The sequence below is a fragment of the Streptomyces sp. NPDC104202 genome (assembly GCF_055584185.1).
This window is the reverse complement of sequence record NZ_JBVJMN010000042.1, coordinates 27,422-44,003: the sequence shown is the minus strand read 5'-3', so window position 1 is coordinate 44,003 and position 16,582 is coordinate 27,422. Positions and strand designations below refer to the sequence as shown.

The following is a 16,582-nucleotide window of genomic DNA, read 5'->3' as shown; positions in this document are numbered from 1 at the left end:
GCCGGGTTCAGGCCGGGAAGCGGCGGTCGACCCAGCGCCAGGCGATCTCCAGCAGGAGCGCGCCGGCGGCGGCGATGGCGACCGCCGTCCAGGGCATGGTGACGCCGACGAGCTTGAGCGCGAAGAAGTGCTGGAGCCAGGGGACGACGAGGACGAGGAGGAAGGCGCCCGCCATCGAGGCGACCAGCGCGAGGCGCCACCAGGTGTAGGGGCGGGCGATGATCGCCAGGACCCACATGGAGACCAGGAAGAGCGTCAGGGTGGCGGCGCTGGTCTCCGCCTGGAGGGCGTTCGGGCCGCTGTAGTGGTGGCGGGCGAGCAGGTACGTGGTGAAGGTGGCGGCCGCCGCGATGACGCCGCCGGGGATGGCGTACCGCATGACGCGGCGGACGAAGTTCGGCCGGGCCCGTTCCTTGTTGGGGGCGAGGGCGAGGAAGAAGGCCGGGACGCCGATCGTGAGCGTGGAGAGCAGCGTGAGGTGGCGGGGGAGGAACGGGTACTCGACCTGCGAGCAGACCACCAGGACCGCCAGGAGGACGGAGTAGACCGTCTTGGTGAGGAAGAGGGTGGCCACGCGGGTGATGTTGCCGATGACGCGGCGGCCCTCGGCGACGACGGAGGGGAGCGTCGCGAAGGAGTTGTTCAGCAGGACGATCTGGGCGACGGCGCGGGTCGCCTCCGAGCCGGAGCCCATGGAGACGCCGATGTCGGCGTCCTTGAGGGCGAGAACGTCGTTGACGCCGTCGCCGGTCATGGCGACCGTGTGGCCGCGTGACTGCAGGGCGGCGACCATGTCGCGCTTCTGCTGGGGGGTGACCCGGCCGAAGACGGCGTTCTCGTCGAGGACCTTCGCCATCTCCTCCCGGTCGGTGGGGAGGGTGCGGGCGTCCACGGTGTTCGCCGCGCCGGGCATGTCGAGCTTGCCGGCGACGGCGCCGACCGAGACGGCGTTGTCCCCGGAGATGACCTTGGTGGCGACGTTCTGCTCGGCGAAGTAGGCGAGGGTGTCGCCGGCGTCGGGCCGCAGCCGCTGTTCGAGGACGACGAGCGCGGTCGGGCGGGTGCCCTCGGCGACCTGGGGGGAGTCGAGCTCGTGGGCCGTCCGGGCGAGGAGGAGGACCCGCAGGCCCTGCTGGTTGAGGTGGTCGATCTCGGCGAGCGCGGGGTCGCCGGCCCGGAGCAGGACGTCGGGGGCGCCGAGGAGCCAGGTGGAGTCCCCGCCGTCGCCCTCGCTGAACGCGGCGCCGCTGTACTTGCGGGCGGAGGAGAAGGGCAGGCTCTCGGTGCACCGCCACTCCACGGTCTCCGGGTAGGCGTCGATGATCGCCTGGAGCGAGGCGTTGGGGCGCGGGTCGGACTCGCCGAGGGCGCCGAGCACCTTGCGCACGTAGGTCTCGTCCGCGCCGTCCAGCGGCCTGAGCTCGGTGACGTCCATGCCGCCCTCGGTGAGCGTGCCCGTCTTGTCGAGGCAGACGACGTCGACGCGGGCGAGGCCCTCGATGGCGGGCAGCTCCTGCACGAGGCACTGTTTGCGGCCGAGCCGGATCACCCCGACCGCGAAGGCGACGGAGGTCAGCAGGACGAGCCCCTCGGGGATCATCGGGACGATGCCGCCGACCGTGCGGGCGACGGCGTCCTTGACGTTGTTCTCCTTGACGACCAGCTGGCTGATGACGAGCCCGATCGCGGTCGGGATCATCATCCACGTCACGTACTTCAGGATCGTGGAGATGCCGTTGCGCAGCTCCGAGTGGACCAGCGTGAAGCGGGACGCCTCCTCGGCGAGCTGGGCGGCGTACGCCTCGCGGCCGACCTTGGTGGCGGTGAAGGCGCCGCCGCCGGCGACGACGAACGAGCCGGACATCATGCGGTCGCCGGGCTTCTTCAGGACCGGGTCGGCCTCGCCGGTCAGCAGGGACTCGTCGATCTCCAGGCCGTCCGCCTCGGCGACCACGCCGTCGACGACGACCTTGTCGCCGGGGCCGAGCTCGACGAGGTCGCCGAGGACGATCTCGGAGGTGGAGAGCTCGGCGGAGACGCCGTCGCGCCGGACGGTCGGTTTCGCCTCGCCGATGACGGCGAGCCCGTCGAGGGTCTTCTTGGCGCGGAGCTCCTGGATGATGCCGATGCCGGTGTTGGCGACGATCACGAAGCCGAAGAGGCTGTCCTGGATCGGCGCCACGACCAGCATGATCACCCAGAGCACGCCGATGATCGCGTTGAACCGGGTGAAGACGTTGCCGCGGACGATGTCGGCGGTGGAGCGCGAGCTGCGCAGGGGGACGTCGTTGACCTCGCCGCGCGCGACGCGTTCGGCCACCTCGGCGGAGGTGAGTCCGGCGGGGTGGTGCACGACGGGCGGTGGGGCCGCCCGGGGCTCGCCGCCGTCGGTGTCGATCTTCGCCCGCTGAGTCATGTCTTCGACGGTACGACCGCTTCCGGCCGTCCACCTGCCGAGGAAGGCGAAGATCAGACCGGGGGAGGAGGGGAATCAGACCCTGGGCCCACTCGGCACGGCACCCCCTAGGGGACCTGAGGCGTACCCGGGTCCTGGGCGGCCAGGGCCGCCGCGTGGCGCTTGATCGCCGCGTCGCGCTTCCGGACGTACCAGATGCCGATCAGGCCGAGGCCGGCACCGGCCAGGCAGGTCCAGATCCAGGAGGTGATGCCCCGCTCGTCGAACCAGCCGTAGAAGGGGACCTGGACGAGGAAGAGGACGAACCAGAGGATCGTTCCGCCGGTGATGGTGGCGACGACGGGCCCTTCGAGGGGCTCGGGTGCCTCGTGCTTCGGTGTCCACTTCGCCATGGCCTCAGTCTAGGTGGCCCGTATTCGTGCTCATGCCTGGTCTACGCGCGGAGATGGACGCTCCCTCGTTCATGTGTTCATACTGAAACGGTTTGCCTCTGGCGGGTTTCCCTCGTATGAACCGCCAAAAAGGACTTCTTCCGAAGAGGAACCCCATGAGCACCACGGCCACCGCCACGGCCACGTCCCCCGAGAGCCCCGGAACCCCTTCCTCGGGCCTCGACCGTTACTTCAAGATCTCCGAGCGCGGCTCGACGGTCGGCCGCGAGATCCGGGGCGGCTTCGCCACCTTCTTCGCGATGGCCTACATCATCGTGCTGAACCCGATCATCCTCGGCAGCGCCAAGGACATGTACGGGCACCAGCTCGACAGCGGCCAGCTCGTCACCGCCACCGTCCTCACGGCGGCGTTCACGACGCTCCTCATGGGCGTCATCGGCAACGTGCCGATCGCCCTCGCCGCCGGCCTCGGCGTCAACACCGTCGTCGCGCTCCAGCTCGCGCCGAAGATGTCCTGGCCGGACGCGATGGGCATGGTCGTCCTCGCCGGCATCGTCGTGATGCTCCTCGTCGCGACCGGCCTGCGCGAGCGCGTCATGAACGCCGTCCCGGTCGGCCTGCGCAAGGGCATCGCGATCGGCATCGGCCTCTTCATCATGCTGATCGGCCTCGTCGACTCGGGCTTCGTCTCCCGCATCCCCGACGCCGCCCACACCACCGTCCCGCTCCAGCTGGGCGGCGACGGTCACCTCACCGGCTGGCCGGTCCTGGTCTTCATCCTGGGCACGCTCCTCACGCTCGCCCTGATCATCCGCAAGGTGCCGGGCGCGATCCTCATCTCGATCGTCGTCATGACGATCGTCGCGATGGTGATCAACGCTGTCGCGACCGTCCCGTCCTGGGGCCTCACCACCCCGGAGTGGCCGGGCAACCCGGTCGCCTCGCCGGACTTCGGCCTGGTCGGCCAGGTCAGCCTCTTCGGCGGGTTCGGGAAGGTCGGGATGCTCACCGGCGTCCTGTTCGTCTTCACCGTGCTGCTGTCCTGCTTCTTCGACGCGATGGGCACGATCCTGGGCGTCGGCGACGAGGCCAAGCTGATCGACGCGGACGGCAACTTCCCCGGCATCAACAAGGTCCTGCTCGTCGACGGCCTGGCCGTCGCCTCCGGCGGCGCGACCTCTTCCTCGGCCACCACCTGCTTCGTCGAGTCCACGGCGGGCGTCGGCGAGGGCGCGCGCACGGGCCTCGCCTCGGTCGTGACCGGCGCCCTCTTCTCGGTCGCGCTGTTCCTCACGCCGCTGGCGACGATGGTCCCCTCCCAGGCGGCCACCCCCGCGCTGCTCGCGGTCGGCTTCCTGATCCTGGCCGGTTCGGTCAAGGACATCGACTGGAGCGACTTCACCATCGCGGTGCCGGCGTTCCTGGCCATGGTGATGATGCCGTTCACGTACTCGATCACGAACGGCATCGGCATCGGCTTCATCGCGTTCAGCGTGCTGCGGCTGGCGGCCGGACGGGGCCGTGAGGTCCCGGTGGCCATGTACGTCGTGTCGGCTGTCTTCGTCTTCTACTACGCGATGCCGGCGCTCGGCCTCACGTGATCCCCGGGCGCCTCGGGCGCCCCGTAGAACTTCTCCGTCTCGTCGACGGCGGTCTTGAACCGCTCGTCGAAATCCTCGCGAATGAGCGTCCGGGCCACGTAGTCCTGGACGCTCATTCCTCTTTTCGCGGCGTGACTCCTGAGCCGGTCGAGCAGCTCACCGTCGATGCGCAGGCTGAGCACTGTCGATCCCATGCCGTTCAGGGTCGGGGCAGCCGGGGCCTCTTTGCGTCACTTTCCGGATCCGACTCACTCATTTGGGTGATACATGGATACGGAAGCGTGACCTGCGGGCGTCCCGTTGTCGCCCGTTTTGGGCTGTACGGGTGTGATCCCTGCGACGTCGGGGTGTTCCCGTTGGTATTTAGACAGAGTAATGAGTTAGGCTAACAAACATGCCTGACCTGTCCCACGGCACAGCCGACGACGCCGCGGCCGTGAACGCGCTCCGCTCCTCCGTCATGCGACTGGGCCGACGCCTCAAGCACCAGCGCGTCGACGAGTCGCTCAGCCCGACCGAGATGTCGGTCCTGGGCACTCTGAAGCTCTGCGGCTCGGCCACCCCCGGTGAGCTGGCCCGCAAGGAGCACGTCCAGCCGCCGTCGATGACCCGCATCGTGGCGCTGCTGGAGGCCAAGGGACTGGTCCGGCTGGAGCCGCACCCCGACGACCGCCGGCAGAAGGTGGTCAGCCAGACCGAGCAGGCCGAGGCCATGCTCGAGGAGTCCCGCCGCAAGCGGAACGCCTGGCTGGCCGCCCTCGCCGAAGGACTGGACGAGGACGAATGGGCCAAGCTGCGCGCGGCCGCCCCGGTCCTGGAGAAGCTCGCCCACCTGCCCCCCGCTCCACGGGGGTAGCCCGCGGACCGGGGCGGCCCCCGGACCCAGCCGACGCGCCAAGGAGGCGACGCACTTTGAGCACGGGACACGGAGCAGACTCCGCACCCGTCCATCAACCCACCCTCGACACCCGCGGGCGGGGAGGAACCTTCTCCTCGCTCGGCATCCGTAACTACCGGCTGTTCTTCACCGGTGCGATCGTCTCCAACACCGGTACGTGGATGGCCCGCATCACCCAGGACTGGCTGGTCCTGAGCCTCACCGGCTCGGCCGCCGCCGTCGGCGTCACGACGGCCCTGCAGTTCCTCCCGATGCTGCTCTTCGGCCTGTACGGCGGAGTCATCGCCGACCGCTACCCGAAGCGGCTCCTGCTCCTCTTCAGCCAGGGCGCCCTCGGCGTCTGCGGCCTCGCCCTCGCCGTCCTGACCCTCTCCGGCCAGATCCAGGTGTGGCACGTCTACCTGATCGCCTTCCTGCTCGGCATGGTGACCGTCGTCGACAACCCGGCCCGTCAGTCCTTCGTCTCCGAGATGGTCGGCCCGGACCAGCTGCGCAACGCCGTCTCCCTGAACTCGGCGAACTTCCAGTCCGCCCGGCTCGTCGGCCCCGCCGTCGCCGGTGTCCTCATCGCCGGGGTCGGCAGCGGCTGGGCCTTCCTCCTCAACGGCCTGTCCTTCCTCGCCCCGCTCGTGAGCCTGCTGCTCATGCGGCCCGGCGAGCTCCACAAGGTGGAGCGCGCCCCGCGCGGCAAGGGCCAGCTGCGGGAGGGCCTGCGGTACGTCGCCGGGCGTCCGGACCTGATCTGGCCGATCGTCCTCGTCGGCTTCATCGGCACGTTCGGGTTCAACTTCCCGATCTGGCTCACGGCCTTCTCCGGCGAGGTCTTCCACGTCGGCGCCGGGACCTACGGCCTGCTCAACACCCTGATGGCGGCCGGCTCGCTGGTCGGCGCCCTCGCCGCCGCCCGGCGCGGCTCGACGCGGCTGCGGATGCTGGTCGTCGCGGCGGCCGTCTTCGGCGCCCTGGAGATCGCGGCCGCCCTGTCGCCCGCGTTCTGGCTCTTCGCGCTGCTGCTCGTGCCCATCGGCATGATCGGCCTCACGGTCAACATCACCGCGAACTCCGCCGTCCAGATGGCGACCGACCCGGCCATGCGGGGCCGGGTGATGAGCCTCTACATGATGGTCTTCGCCGGCGGCACGCCGATCGGCGCGCCGCTCCTCGGCTGGGTCACCGACACCTACGGGGCCCGCGTCGGCTTCGCCACCGGCGGCGTCATCTCGCTGGCGGCGGCCGCGGTGATCGGGCTCGTCCTCGCCCGCGTCGGCGGCCTGAAGGTCGCGGTCGGCTGGCGGCGCGGCCACCCGCAGGTGCGCTTCGTGGCGCGCGAGCGGCTGGCCACGGCGGCGTAGCCCCTGCGGGCGGCGCCGTGGGGGCCGGGCCCGTCGTGGCCCGGCCCCGGTGCCCCCGTCGTCGTCAGACCCGCCGTTCCAGGACCTGGCCGGGCCAGTCGCCCACCTGGAAGGGGTGCGTGCGGGTGAAGCCCTGCTGCTCGTAGTAGCGGACGAGGCGGCCTTCGCCGCCCCCGAAGCAGTCCACCCGGAGGAGGGAGACCTCCTGGCGGCGGGTCTCCGCGGCCGCGTGTTCCAGGAGCGCCCGGCCCACGCCGTGGCCGTGGAAGCGGGCGTGGGTCGCGAGGAGGCGGACGTAGACCTCCGGCTCGGAGGCGGGGTCGACGTACTGCCCGGGGTGGGGCGTCAGCGTCATGGTGCCGGCCGGTGCGCCGTCGATCTCGACGATCCAGGGGTCGCCCTCGGACAGGGTCCGTTCGACCTGCTCCACCGCCTTGGGGCGGGCCGAGAACGGCTCCGTGCCCCACTGGGCGGTGATGCCCCTGGCGTTCAGCCAGACCACCGCGCTGTCGAGTATCGCGAGTATCGCGGGGAGGTCCTCGGCCCCGCCCTTCCTGATCTTCATGCCGCCGAGGCTAGCGGCTGCCAGACTTGTCCCATGAGGCTCTTCGCCGCCGTGATGCCGCCGCCGGCGCAGCTGGACGAACTCGGCCGGGTCGTCGACCGGCTGCGGGGGCTGCCGGGGGCCGAGGGGCTGCGCTGGACCGCGCGGCCCGGCTGGCACCTGACGCTGGCGTTCATGGGGGAGGTCGAGGAGGGGCTGCTGCCCGAGCTGCGGACGCGGCTCGGGCGGGCCGCGCACCGGACGCCGCCGTTCCCGCTGCGGCTCCACGGCGGCGGGCACTTCGGGCGGCGGGCCCTGTGGGCCGGGGTGGCCGGGGACCTGGACACGCTGCGGCTCCTGGCCGAGCGGGCGGACGCCGCCGCGCGCCGGGCGGGGGTGGCGATGGAGGAGCACCGCCGGTACCGGGCGCACCTGACCGTCGGCCGGGTCCGGGAGGACGGGACGTCGCTGCGGTCCCTCGTCGAGGGGCTCGGCTCCTTCGAGGGCGGGCGGTGGGACGTCGCCGAGCTCGCGCTCGTGCGCTCCCACCTGCCCGGGGGCGGGGACGCGGGGGAGCGGCCGCGGTACGAGACGGTCGGTGCCTGGCCCCTTGAAGGGGCGGAGGGGCGCTCGGGTTAACCTCGTCGGGTGGACCCGAAGACCCGTAACCGGATCATGGCCGGCGTGCTCGTACTGATGTTCGCGATCATCGCGGTGGCGTCGCTGGCCGGACGGTAACGCCGTGTAGCGCGGCCCTGCCACCCCGTGGGAACCCCCTTGCTTCGAGCGCACTCGAAGCAGTTGGCTGGGTGACCATGGAGTACACGCAGCTCGGACGCACCGGACTCAAGGTCAGCCGACTCGTCCTCGGGACGATGAACTTCGGACCGCAGACCGACGAACCCACCAGCCACGCGATCATGGACACGGCGCTGGACGCGGGTCTCAACTTCTTCGACACCGCCAACGTGTACGGGTGGGGTGAGAACAAGGGGCGGACCGAGGAGATCGTCGGCTCCTGGTTCGCCAAGGGCGACGGCCGCCGCGACCGGACCGTCCTCGCCACCAAGGTCTACGGGAACATGGGCGCCGACGGCGACGCCTGGCCCAACCACGACAAGCTCTCGGCGCTGAACATCCGCCGCGCGGTGGAGGCCAGCCTCAAGCGGCTCGGCACCGACTACATCGACGTCTACCAGTTCCACCACATCGACCGCGCCACCCCCTTCGAGGAGATCTGGCAGGCGGTCGACGTGCTGATCCAGCAGGGGAAGATCCTGTACGCGGGCTCCTCGAACTTCCCCGGCTACAAGATCGCCCAGGCCAACGAGACCGCCGCCCGGCGCGGCTCCGTCGGCCTCGTCAGCGAGCAGTGCCTCTACAACCTCTTCGAGCGGCGCGCGGAGATGGAGGTCATCCCCGCCGCCCAGGAGTACGGCCTCGGGGTCATCCCCTGGTCCCCGCTGCACGGCGGTCTGCTCGGCGGCGTCCTGAGGAAGGAGTCCGAGGGCAAGCGCCGCACCGAGGGCCGCGCGGCCGCCACCCTCGCGGACCCGGCCGCCCGCGCCCGGCTCCAGTCCTACGAGGACCTGCTCGACAAGCACGGCCTGGCGCCCGGCGAGACGGCCCTCGCCTGGCTGCTCACCCGCCCGGGCGTGACCGGTCCGATCGTCGGCCCGCGCACCCCCGACCAGCTCGCCGGCGCGCTGCGCGCGCTGGAGGTCGAGCTGACCGACGAGGTCCTGGCCGGCCTCGACGAGATCTTCCCGGGTCCCGGCCCGTCGCCGGAGGCCTTCGCCTGGTGACCCCGTGAGGACGCGCGCCGGGCCCCGGGGTCCGGCGCGCCCTCAGCGGGCCGCGTACGGGCCGCCGACCCCCCACGCCTGGTGCATCGCGTCGGCGAAGGCGGCGGCCAGCTTGTGCTCTCCGGTGGGGCCCGGGTGGGTGCCGTCGTAGGTGTCGGCCCCCAGGTCGTACGAGTCGGGGACCGTGGCCAGGAGGAGCGGCGAGGCGGCGGTGTCCAGGTCGGCGACCGCCTTGGCGAGGAGCTCGTTGAAGCGGGCGCACTCGGCGGCGAAGGGGGCGTCGTACCCGGCGCGGACGTTGGGGATGACCGGCAGGAGCACCGCCCGCACCCGCGGGTTCGCGGCGCGGGCCGCCGTGACGAAGGCCCGGACGTTCTCCTCCGTCTGGTCGCTGTTGGTGTAGAAGCCGAGGTCGATCAGGCCCAGCGAGATCAGCAGGACGTCCGCCCCGGTGGCGGTCACCGTCTCGCCGATCACCGGGGCCATGTGCAGCCAGCCCTCGCCCCAGCCGGCCAGGTGGCGCCGGGCCGCGGCGGGGAAGGCGGGGTCGGCGTACGCCTCGGCGCCCTCGGGCGCGTCGGCCGCCCCGGGGTCGTACAGCCCGGTCCGCGGACCCACGATCTCGTACCCGCCGGGGAGCGTGGCCTCCAGGTGCTGCCACATCCGGTGACGCCAGGTCCAGTCGCCGACGCGTCCGATGGTCATGCTGTCGCCGACGAACAGAAAACGCATGGTCATATCATCGCGGACCGTCTCCCGCCGCTGCGACGTGATCCGGGACACGGGTCCGGCGCCCCCGTCGCGCCGCGCCCTACGCCACGAACGCGCCGACCGTCTCCGCGAACCACTCCGCGTCGTCGTGCCACGGGAAGTGCCCGGCGCCCGGCAGGACGGCCAGCTCGGCCTTCGGGAAGAGGGCCGCGTACCCGGCGGCCGTCGGGACCGGCGTGTTCGCGTCGCCCTCCCCGGCGACGACCAGGACCGGCCGCCCGAACGCGGCGAACACCGCGCGGGTGGCCGCCGGTTCGTACGCGCCCTCGGCGCCGTACACCGCCGCGCCCTCGGCGTTGCGCCGGCGGTCGCTCTCCGCGTGCCGCTCGCGCGCCGCCTCGTCCCACGTGCCGTGGAAGAACGGCGCGACCGCCGCGAAGGCCGCCGCGGAGCCCCGCCCCGCCGCGAGTTCCTCCAGAGCCGTGTACGCCTCCGCGAACCACGGTTCCTGCGTGCGCCAGGGCTGCCGCGCCGCCGCGAGCCGCTCCTCGCCGGTCGTGTCCAGACCGGCCGCCGCCGCGCCCGGCGCGACCAGCACCAGCCGGCCCACCCGGTCGGCGTGCCGGGTCACGTACAGCGCGGCCAGGTTCGCCCCCGCCGAGTGCCCCAGCACGTCGACCGTCTCCAGCCCCAGGTGCGCGCGCAGCGCCTCCACGTCCTCGACCAGCCGGTCGCAGCGGTACGAGGCCGGGTCGTCCGGCGCCGCCGAGTCCCCGGTGCCGCGGAGATCGAGGCGGACCAGCGGCCGGCGGTCCGCCAGTCCGCCGAGGTCGCCGAGATAGGCGGAGTCCTGGAGGGGGCCGCCGGGCAGGCAGAGCAGCGGGTCCCCGGAGCCGGAGCCGGTGAGGTGATAGGCGAGAGCGGTGCCGTCGGGCGCGGTGAAGGTGGGCATGCGCGCGACCCTGGCAGGGACCTCCCGGCAGGTCAACCGGGTTTCCCGGCCCCCGGGCCCACCCCCACCGCCCGGCGTCCGCGTCCCCGCCGTGGCAGGCTGGTGACCATGCGATCTGCTCTGTGCGCCCTCGGCGCGGCGGCGGCCCTGGTGCTGCTCCCGGCCGGCCATGCCCGTGCCGAAGGGCAGGACCCCGACCGGGACTTCACGATCCAGGACGCCCGGATCAAGGAGTCCAGCGGCCTCGCCGCGAGCCGCGCCCACCCCGGGATCTACTGGACGCACAACGACCAGGACGCGCCGCTGATCTACGGCGTCGACTCCCGCACGGGGAAGACCGTCGCGACCCTGACGATGAAGGGCGTCGGCACCCCCCGCGACATGGAGGCCATCGCCGTGGGCCCTGACGGCGACCTCTACGTCGGCGACATCGGCGACAACCTCGACGGCACGTGGGACCACGTCTGGATCTACCGCTTCCCCGAGCCGAAGACCCTGAAGGACCAGACCGTCGAAGCACGGCAGTACGTGGTGAAGTACGCCGACGGGCCGCGCAACGCCGAGGCCCTGATGGTCCACCCCCGGACCGGCCGGGTCTACATCGCGAGCAAGAACGAGGACGGCGGCGGTCTCTACGCGGGCCCCGAGCGCCTCTCCCCGTCCGGCACGAACGTCTTCCGTCGCGTCGACGAGGTGCCGTGGGTGACCGACGGCGCCTTCTCCCCGGACGGCGGACGGCTCGTCCTGCGCGGCTACTTCAGCGCCAGGGAGTACGTCTGGAAGGACGGCCGCCTCGGCGACGACGGCACCTCCGTCGGCGCCCCCTTCCAGGGACAGGCCGAGTCGGTGACGTACACGCCGGACGGCTCGGCCTTCATGTTCGGCTCCGAGGGGCGCAACAGCCGGGTGGTCCGCGTGGACCGCCCGGAGGCCGACCGCCCCTCCGGCACGCCGACGAAGGCGCCGGGCGGCTCCCCGCAGTCCCCCGCGCCCCCCGCAGCCCAGGGCGAGGGCGGCGACGTCACCCTCGGCTTCCTCGTCCTCGCCGGCGCCACCGTCCTCGTCGTCGGCGCCAAGCGCCTGCTGCGCAAGGGCTGAACCGCCCGGCGCCCCCGGGCGGGACGCCGAAGGGCCCGGCATCGACGCCGCGATGCCGGGCCCTCCGTACGGCGAGAGGTCAGAGCTTCTCGATGACGAAGTCGATGCAGGCCGTCAGCGCCCGCACGTCCGCCGGGTCGACCGCCGGGAACATCGCGATGCGCAGCTGGTTGCGGCCCAGCTTGCGGTACGGCTCGGTGTCGACGATCCCGTTGGCGCGCAGGACCTTGGCGACCGCCGCCGCGTCGATCTCGTCCGCGAAGTCGATCGTGCCGATGACCTGCGAGCGCTTGGCCGCGTCCGTCACGAACGCGGAGGCGTACTTGGACTCCTCGGCCCAGCCGTAGAGCGCGTCCGAGGACTCCTTCGTCCGGGCGACCGCCCAGTCGAGACCGCCCTGGCCGTTGATCCACTTCAGCTGCTCGTTGAGCAGGAAGAGGGTCGAGAGCGCCGGGGTGTTGTACGTCTGGTTCTTCAGCGAGTTGTCGATCGCCGTCGGCAGCGAGAAGAACTCGGGGACGTGCCGGCCGGAGGCGTGCACACGGGCGGCGCGCTCCAGGGCGGCCGGCGAGAACGCCGCGAGCCACAGACCGCCCTCGGCGGCGAAGGACTTCTGCGGGGCGAAGTAGTAGACGTCCGTCTCGGTGATGTCGACGGGCAGACCGCCCGCGCCCGAGGTCGCGTCGACCAGCACGAGCGCGCCCTCGTCGGCACCGGCGACCCGCTTGATCGGGGCGGCGACACCGGTGGAGGTCTCGTTGTGGGTGTACGCGTAGACGTCGACGCCCGCCTCGGCCACCGGCTCCGGGTGCGTGCCCGGGTCGGAGGAGATCACGGTCGGCTCGGCCAGCCAGGGCGCCAGCTTGGCGGCCTTCGCGAACTTGGACGAGAACTCGCCGAAGGTGAGGTGCTGCGACTTGTTCTCGATGAGACCGTGCGTCGCGACGTCCCAGAAGGCGGTGGAGCCGCCGTTGCCCAGGATCACCTCGTAGCCCTCGGGCAGCGAGAAGAGGTCACGGATGCCGGTACGTACCTCGCCGACCAGGTTCTTGACCGGAGCCTGGCGGTGGGACGTGCCGAGGAGAGAGGTGCCGGTGGCGGCCAGGGCGTCCAGCGCCTCCGTACGCACCTTGGAGGGGCCCGCGCCGAAACGGCCGTCGGCGGGCTTGATGTCAGCGGGAATCTGGATATCAGCCACGAGGCGGAGGGTATCGGGTCGGCAAGGGGCCGGTCGCCCGATGTCCGCCGGATGAGACGAGGAGTGGGACATCCTGGCCTTGTGGGAAGACACCGGGAACACGCGTCCGCACTCGCCGACGACCTGCGCGCCGCCCTCGCCGGGGACGTCGACTTCTCCGTCACGGCGAGGGCCCTGGCGACCATGGACGCCTCCAACTACCGCCGCGTGCCGGTCGGTACGGTCGCTCCGCGCGACGCCGACGACGTCGCCGCGGCCCTGGAGGTGTGCCGGGCGCACGGCGTCACCCCGGTCGTCGCGCGCGGCGCGGGGACCTCGATCGGAGGCCAGGCGACCGGCGCCGGGGTCGTGCTCGACCTCACACGGCACATGGACGGGATCGTCTCCCTCGACCCGGCCGAGCGCACCGCCGTCGTCCGCCCCGGGCTCGTCCTCGGCCGGCTGCGGGAGGCCGCCCGGCCCTACGGGCTGACCTTCGGACCCGACCCCTCCACGCACAGCCGCTGCACCCTCGGCGGCATGATCGGCAACAACGCCTGCGGGGCGCACTCGGTCGCCTGGGGGACCACCGCGGACAACGTGCGCTCCCTCGAAGTGGTGACGTACCGGGGAGCGCGGCTGACGCTCGGCCGCGACGGGCGGGGCGCGCCGCCCGGGCTCCTCCCCCTCGTCGACCGGCACCTGTCCCTGCTCCGCACCGGATACCCGGCCGGGCTCCCGCGCCGCATCTCCGGCTACGCCCTCGACGCGCTGCTCCCCGAGCGGGGCGTCGACGTGGCCCGCTCCTTCTGCGGCAGCGAGGGCACGCTCGGCGTGGTCACCGAGGCGACCGTACGGCTGGTCCCGCTGCCCGTCGAACCCGTCCTCGTCGTCCTCGGGTACCCCGACGAGAGCGCGGCGGCGGACGCGGCGGCCGGCCTCCTGCCGCTGGGACCGCTGACCGTCGAGGGCATGGCCGCGGACCTGGTGCGGGGCGCCGCGGGCCTGCCCCGCGGCGGCGCCTGGCTCTTCGTCGAGGCCGACGGCCCGGCCGCGGCGGCCGCCCTGGTCCGCGCGGCCGACGCCCTCGACGCCGCCGTGGTGCGCGACCCCGCCGGACAGCGGGCCCTGTGGCGGATCCGCGAGGACGCCGCCGGCACCGCGACCCGCATGCCCGGCGGCGGCGAGGCATGGCCCGGCTGGGAGGACTGCGCGGTGCCGCCGGCCCGTCTCGGCGCCTACCTCCGGGACTTCCGCTCCCTGCTCGCCGAGTTCGGGCTGCGCGGCGTCCCCTACGGCCACTTCGGCGACGGCTGCGTCCACGTCCGCATCGACTTCGACCTCCGGACCGAGCGGGGCGTCGGCCGGTTCCGCCGCTTCTCGGAGGCCACGGCCGACCTCGTCGTCGCCCACGGCGGCTCCCTCTCCGGGGAGCACGGCGACGGACAGGCCCGCGCCGAACTGCTCCCCCGGATGTACGGGGAGGCACTCGTGGGCCTCTTCGGCGCGGTGAAGGACGTGTGGGACCCCGACGGGGGACTCAACCCGGGCATGCTCGTCCGGCCGCGTCCCCTGGACTCCGGACTGCGCTTCGCGGGGCTCCCCGTCGTCGCGGCGGGGGCGGCCGGCGGCCCGGGCGCGGACCTGGGAAGCGCGGCGGCACGCTGCGTCGGCGTCGCCAAGTGCCGTGTCGCCGGGCCGAGTCAGGGCTCCGACGTCATGTGTCCCTCGTTCCGGGCCACCGGGGAGGAACGCCACTCCACCCGGGGCCGCGCCCGGCTGCTGCACGAGATGGCCCTCGGCGAGGTCGTCACCGGCGGATGGCGCTCCGAGGAGGTCCGCGAGGCGCTCGACCTCTGCCTCTCCTGCAAGGGCTGCCGCAGCGACTGCCCCGTCGGCGTCGACATGGCCGCGTACAAGGCCGAGTTCCTCGACCGCCACTACGCGGGCCCCACCGGCCCCTGGCGCCGGCCCCGCTCCCACTGGACGATGGGCCGCCTCCCGGGGTGGCTCGCCCGCTTCGGGCGCGGACTCAACGCGGCCATGGCCCTGCCCTTCGCCGCCCGGATCGCCGGCGTCACCCCCGAGCGCGCCCTGCCCAGGGTGGCGGAGCAGTCCTTCACCTCCTGGTTCGCCGACCGCGCCTCCACGCGCCCGCCGGACCTCACCCTCTGGCCCGACACCTTCACCGACCACCTCGCCCCCCACGTCGGCCGCTCCGCCGTCCGCGTCCTGGAGGACGCCGGCCTCGGCGTCCGGCTCCCCCCGGGCCGCGTCTGCTGCGGCCTCACCTACGTCTCGACCGGCCAACTGGGCGCGGCCCGGAAGGTGATGCGCCGGACGCTGGACGTGCTCTACGGAGCGGACGGACCGCGGGGTGACGAGGGGGGCGGCGGCCTCGGTGCGCGCGCCGGTCTCGACGGGCGCGGGGCGCCCGGCGGGGAGCCGTCGGAGCCGCCCGTCGTCGTGCTCGAACCCTCCTGCGCGGCCACCCTCCGCACCGACCTCCCCGAACTGCTCCCCGGAGACCCGCGGGCGGCCCGGCTCGCCGCCTCCGTCGTCACCTTCGCCGAGGCCCTGGAGACCCTCGCCCCCGACTGGACGCCGCCCCGCGTCGACCGCCCGGTCGCCGGCCAGACGCACTGCCACCAGCACGCCGTGCTCGGCGACGCCGCCGACCGTCGCCTCCGTGCCCGCGCGGGCCTCACCGGCGAGCTGGTGGGCGGCTGCTGCGGCCTGGCCGGCAACTTCGGCTTCGAACCCGGCCACTACGAGGTGTCCGTCGCCTGTGCCGGGGACCGGCTGCTCCCCGCCCTCGCCGACGCCGCCCCCGACGCCGCCGTCCTCGCCGACGGCTTCTCCTGCCGCACGCAGATCGGCGACCTGACCGGCCACCGGGGCCGCCACCTCGCCGAACTGCTGGCCGAGGCCGTCGAGGAGGGCGCGAAGGAGGGCCCGGCGGACCGGCCGCCGCCGTCCGGGCGCCCTGACTAGAGTGCGGGGACGAGCACCACACCCCCTCCCGCCCGCTGTTCCTGCCGCGGCGACGCCCTCGCCGGCGAGCGGCGGATCGACATCGGGTTCGGGCTCCCTGACGCGGTCCTGGAGACGCCCGAGGAGGCCCGGCGGACGCCCGGGACCGGACGCGCTGCTCACCGTGGACGGAGGCGGCCACCACGTCCGGTGCCTGCTGCCGCTGAAGCTCTCCGGGGACACCGAACTGGTCCCGGGCACCTGGCTGGAGGTCGACGAGGAGACGCTCCGGCGGGCGGCCGCGGTCTGGTACGACGAGGCCGCCTACCCCGGTCTCGTCGTGCGCGGCCGGCTCGCCGACGCGGTCGAGCCGTGGCGAGGGGAGGCCCTCGGCCTGGAGATGACGGCGCGGATCGCGGACCCCGAGGAGCTGCCGTACCTCGTGGAGGGACACGAGCCGGCCGCCGTCCGGCTGCTCGGCGACGTCCGGGGCCGTGACCACGTCCTGGAGCGCTTCCCGACGCCGCTGCCCGTCGCGGTCCGCACCGACCTCGGCGACGGCTGGTCGGTGGAGCGCAGCGCGGGGCTCTCGGCGCGGTTCGACGACGGGGCGGACCAGTTCGCCGGACCGGACCGCAGGGTGGCCGTCGCGCTCTTCCGGGA

The 16,582-nt window shown here is 73.1% G+C and carries 14 protein-coding genes; 7 read left to right on the top strand and 7 right to left on the bottom strand.

The window, feature by feature from the left end; all coding sequences use genetic code 11:
* Positions 1 to 7: 7 nt before the first annotated feature.
* On the bottom strand, positions 8 to 2,416 hold the full coding sequence (locus ACZ60W_RS24895; RefSeq protein ID WP_469757581.1) for an HAD-IC family P-type ATPase: 2,409 nt from the start codon (positions 2,414 to 2,416) through the stop codon (positions 8 to 10).
* A 107-nt stretch (positions 2,417 to 2,523) separates the two neighbouring features.
* On the bottom strand, positions 2,524 to 2,808 hold the full coding sequence (locus ACZ60W_RS24890) for a DUF2530 domain-containing protein (RefSeq protein WP_469757580.1): 285 nt from the start codon (positions 2,806 to 2,808) through the stop codon (positions 2,524 to 2,526).
* A gap of 155 nt (positions 2,809 to 2,963) precedes the next feature.
* On the opposite strand from ACZ60W_RS24890, the gene ACZ60W_RS24885 reads away from it, so the two are divergent.
* Positions 2,964 to 4,409, top strand: coding sequence for an NCS2 family permease (locus tag ACZ60W_RS24885; protein ID WP_469757579.1), 1,446 nt, complete (start codon positions 2,964 to 2,966; stop codon positions 4,407 to 4,409).
* Here the strand turns inward: ACZ60W_RS24885 and ACZ60W_RS24880 are convergent.
* Complete coding sequence (locus ACZ60W_RS24880) at positions 4,379 to 4,603, bottom strand: hypothetical protein (RefSeq protein ID WP_366304215.1); 225 nt, start codon at positions 4,601 to 4,603, stop codon at positions 4,379 to 4,381. The genes ACZ60W_RS24885 and ACZ60W_RS24880 overlap by 31 nt on opposite strands.
* 200 nt (positions 4,604 to 4,803) lie before the next feature.
* Here ACZ60W_RS24880 and ACZ60W_RS24875 point away from each other — a divergent pair, with 200 nt between their 5' ends.
* A complete protein-coding gene (locus tag ACZ60W_RS24875; RefSeq protein WP_469757578.1) occupies positions 4,804 to 5,265 on the top strand; it encodes a MarR family winged helix-turn-helix transcriptional regulator in 462 nt (153 codons plus the stop codon).
* 56 nt (positions 5,266 to 5,321) lie between these two features.
* Positions 5,322 to 6,659 (top strand): MFS transporter, encoded by a 1,338-nt coding sequence (locus ACZ60W_RS24870; RefSeq protein ID WP_469757577.1) that lies wholly within the window; start codon positions 5,322 to 5,324, stop codon positions 6,657 to 6,659.
* Positions 6,660 to 6,723: 64 nt separating this feature from the next.
* Here ACZ60W_RS24870 and ACZ60W_RS24865 read toward each other — a convergent pair whose 3' ends face one another.
* A complete protein-coding gene (locus tag ACZ60W_RS24865; protein ID WP_469757576.1) occupies positions 6,724 to 7,224 on the bottom strand; it encodes a GNAT family N-acetyltransferase in 501 nt (166 codons plus the stop codon).
* A 33-nt stretch (positions 7,225 to 7,257) separates the two neighbouring features.
* On the opposite strand from ACZ60W_RS24865, the gene thpR reads away from it, so the two are divergent.
* Together thpR and ACZ60W_RS24855 are read left to right on the top strand one after the other, a co-directional pair.
* Positions 7,258 to 7,842, top strand: a complete 585-nt coding sequence (gene thpR, locus ACZ60W_RS24860; RefSeq protein ID WP_469757575.1) for an RNA 2',3'-cyclic phosphodiesterase — start codon at positions 7,258 to 7,260, stop codon at positions 7,840 to 7,842.
* A gap of 176 nt (positions 7,843 to 8,018) precedes the next feature.
* Entirely contained in the window at positions 8,019 to 9,008 is a 990-nt protein-coding gene (locus tag ACZ60W_RS24855; protein ID WP_469757604.1) for an aldo/keto reductase, read from the top strand.
* Between the two features lie 42 nt (positions 9,009 to 9,050).
* On the opposite strand, the gene ACZ60W_RS24850 is transcribed toward ACZ60W_RS24855, so the two are convergent.
* Both ACZ60W_RS24850 and ACZ60W_RS24845 read right to left on the bottom strand, forming a co-directional pair.
* On the bottom strand, positions 9,051 to 9,740 hold the full coding sequence (locus tag ACZ60W_RS24850; RefSeq protein ID WP_469757574.1) for a GDSL-type esterase/lipase family protein: 690 nt from the start codon (positions 9,738 to 9,740) through the stop codon (positions 9,051 to 9,053).
* A 79-nt stretch (positions 9,741 to 9,819) separates the two neighbouring features.
* Positions 9,820 to 10,671, bottom strand: coding sequence for an alpha/beta fold hydrolase (locus ACZ60W_RS24845; protein ID WP_469757573.1), 852 nt, complete (start codon positions 10,669 to 10,671; stop codon positions 9,820 to 9,822).
* Between the two features lie 108 nt (positions 10,672 to 10,779).
* Here ACZ60W_RS24845 and ACZ60W_RS24840 point away from each other — a divergent pair, with 108 nt between their 5' ends.
* Positions 10,780 to 11,769, top strand: coding sequence for a WD40 repeat domain-containing protein (locus ACZ60W_RS24840; RefSeq protein ID WP_469757572.1), 990 nt, complete (start codon positions 10,780 to 10,782; stop codon positions 11,767 to 11,769).
* Positions 11,770 to 11,848: 79 nt separating this feature from the next.
* Here ACZ60W_RS24840 and serC read toward each other — a convergent pair whose 3' ends face one another.
* Positions 11,849 to 12,967, bottom strand: a complete 1,119-nt coding sequence (gene serC, locus ACZ60W_RS24835; RefSeq protein ID WP_469757571.1) for a phosphoserine transaminase — start codon at positions 12,965 to 12,967, stop codon at positions 11,849 to 11,851.
* Between the two features lie 51 nt (positions 12,968 to 13,018).
* On the opposite strand from serC, the gene ACZ60W_RS24830 reads away from it, so the two are divergent.
* Positions 13,019 to 15,940, top strand: coding sequence for an FAD-binding and (Fe-S)-binding domain-containing protein (locus tag ACZ60W_RS24830; protein WP_469757570.1), 2,922 nt, complete (start codon positions 13,019 to 13,021; stop codon positions 15,938 to 15,940).
* Positions 15,941 to 16,582 lie beyond the last annotated feature (642 nt).

Bases quoted from the DNA above. Each gene is read 5' to 3' on its own strand.
- ACZ60W_RS24895 (WP_469757581.1), bottom strand. From the start codon at position 2,416: ATGACTCAGCGGGCGAAGATCGACACCGACGGCGGCGAGCCCCGGGCG.
- ACZ60W_RS24890 (WP_469757580.1), bottom strand. From the start codon at position 2,808: ATGGCGAAGTGGACACCGAAGCACGAGGCACCCGAGCCCCTCGAAGGG.
- ACZ60W_RS24885 (WP_469757579.1), top strand. From the start codon at position 2,964: ATGAGCACCACGGCCACCGCCACGGCCACGTCCCCCGAGAGCCCCGGA.
- ACZ60W_RS24880 (WP_366304215.1), bottom strand. From the start codon at position 4,603: ATGGGATCGACAGTGCTCAGCCTGCGCATCGACGGTGAGCTGCTCGAC.
- ACZ60W_RS24875 (WP_469757578.1), top strand. From the start codon at position 4,804: ATGCCTGACCTGTCCCACGGCACAGCCGACGACGCCGCGGCCGTGAAC.
- ACZ60W_RS24865 (WP_469757576.1), bottom strand. From the start codon at position 7,224: ATGAAGATCAGGAAGGGCGGGGCCGAGGACCTCCCCGCGATACTCGCG.
- thpR (WP_469757575.1), top strand. From the start codon at position 7,258: ATGAGGCTCTTCGCCGCCGTGATGCCGCCGCCGGCGCAGCTGGACGAA.
- ACZ60W_RS24855 (WP_469757604.1), top strand. From the start codon at position 8,019: ATGGAGTACACGCAGCTCGGACGCACCGGACTCAAGGTCAGCCGACTC.
- ACZ60W_RS24850 (WP_469757574.1), bottom strand. From the start codon at position 9,740: ATGCGTTTTCTGTTCGTCGGCGACAGCATGACCATCGGACGCGTCGGC.
- ACZ60W_RS24845 (WP_469757573.1), bottom strand. From the start codon at position 10,671: ATGCCCACCTTCACCGCGCCCGACGGCACCGCTCTCGCCTATCACCTC.
- ACZ60W_RS24840 (WP_469757572.1), top strand. From the start codon at position 10,780: ATGCGATCTGCTCTGTGCGCCCTCGGCGCGGCGGCGGCCCTGGTGCTG.
- ACZ60W_RS24830 (WP_469757570.1), top strand. From the start codon at position 13,019: ATGAGACGAGGAGTGGGACATCCTGGCCTTGTGGGAAGACACCGGGAA.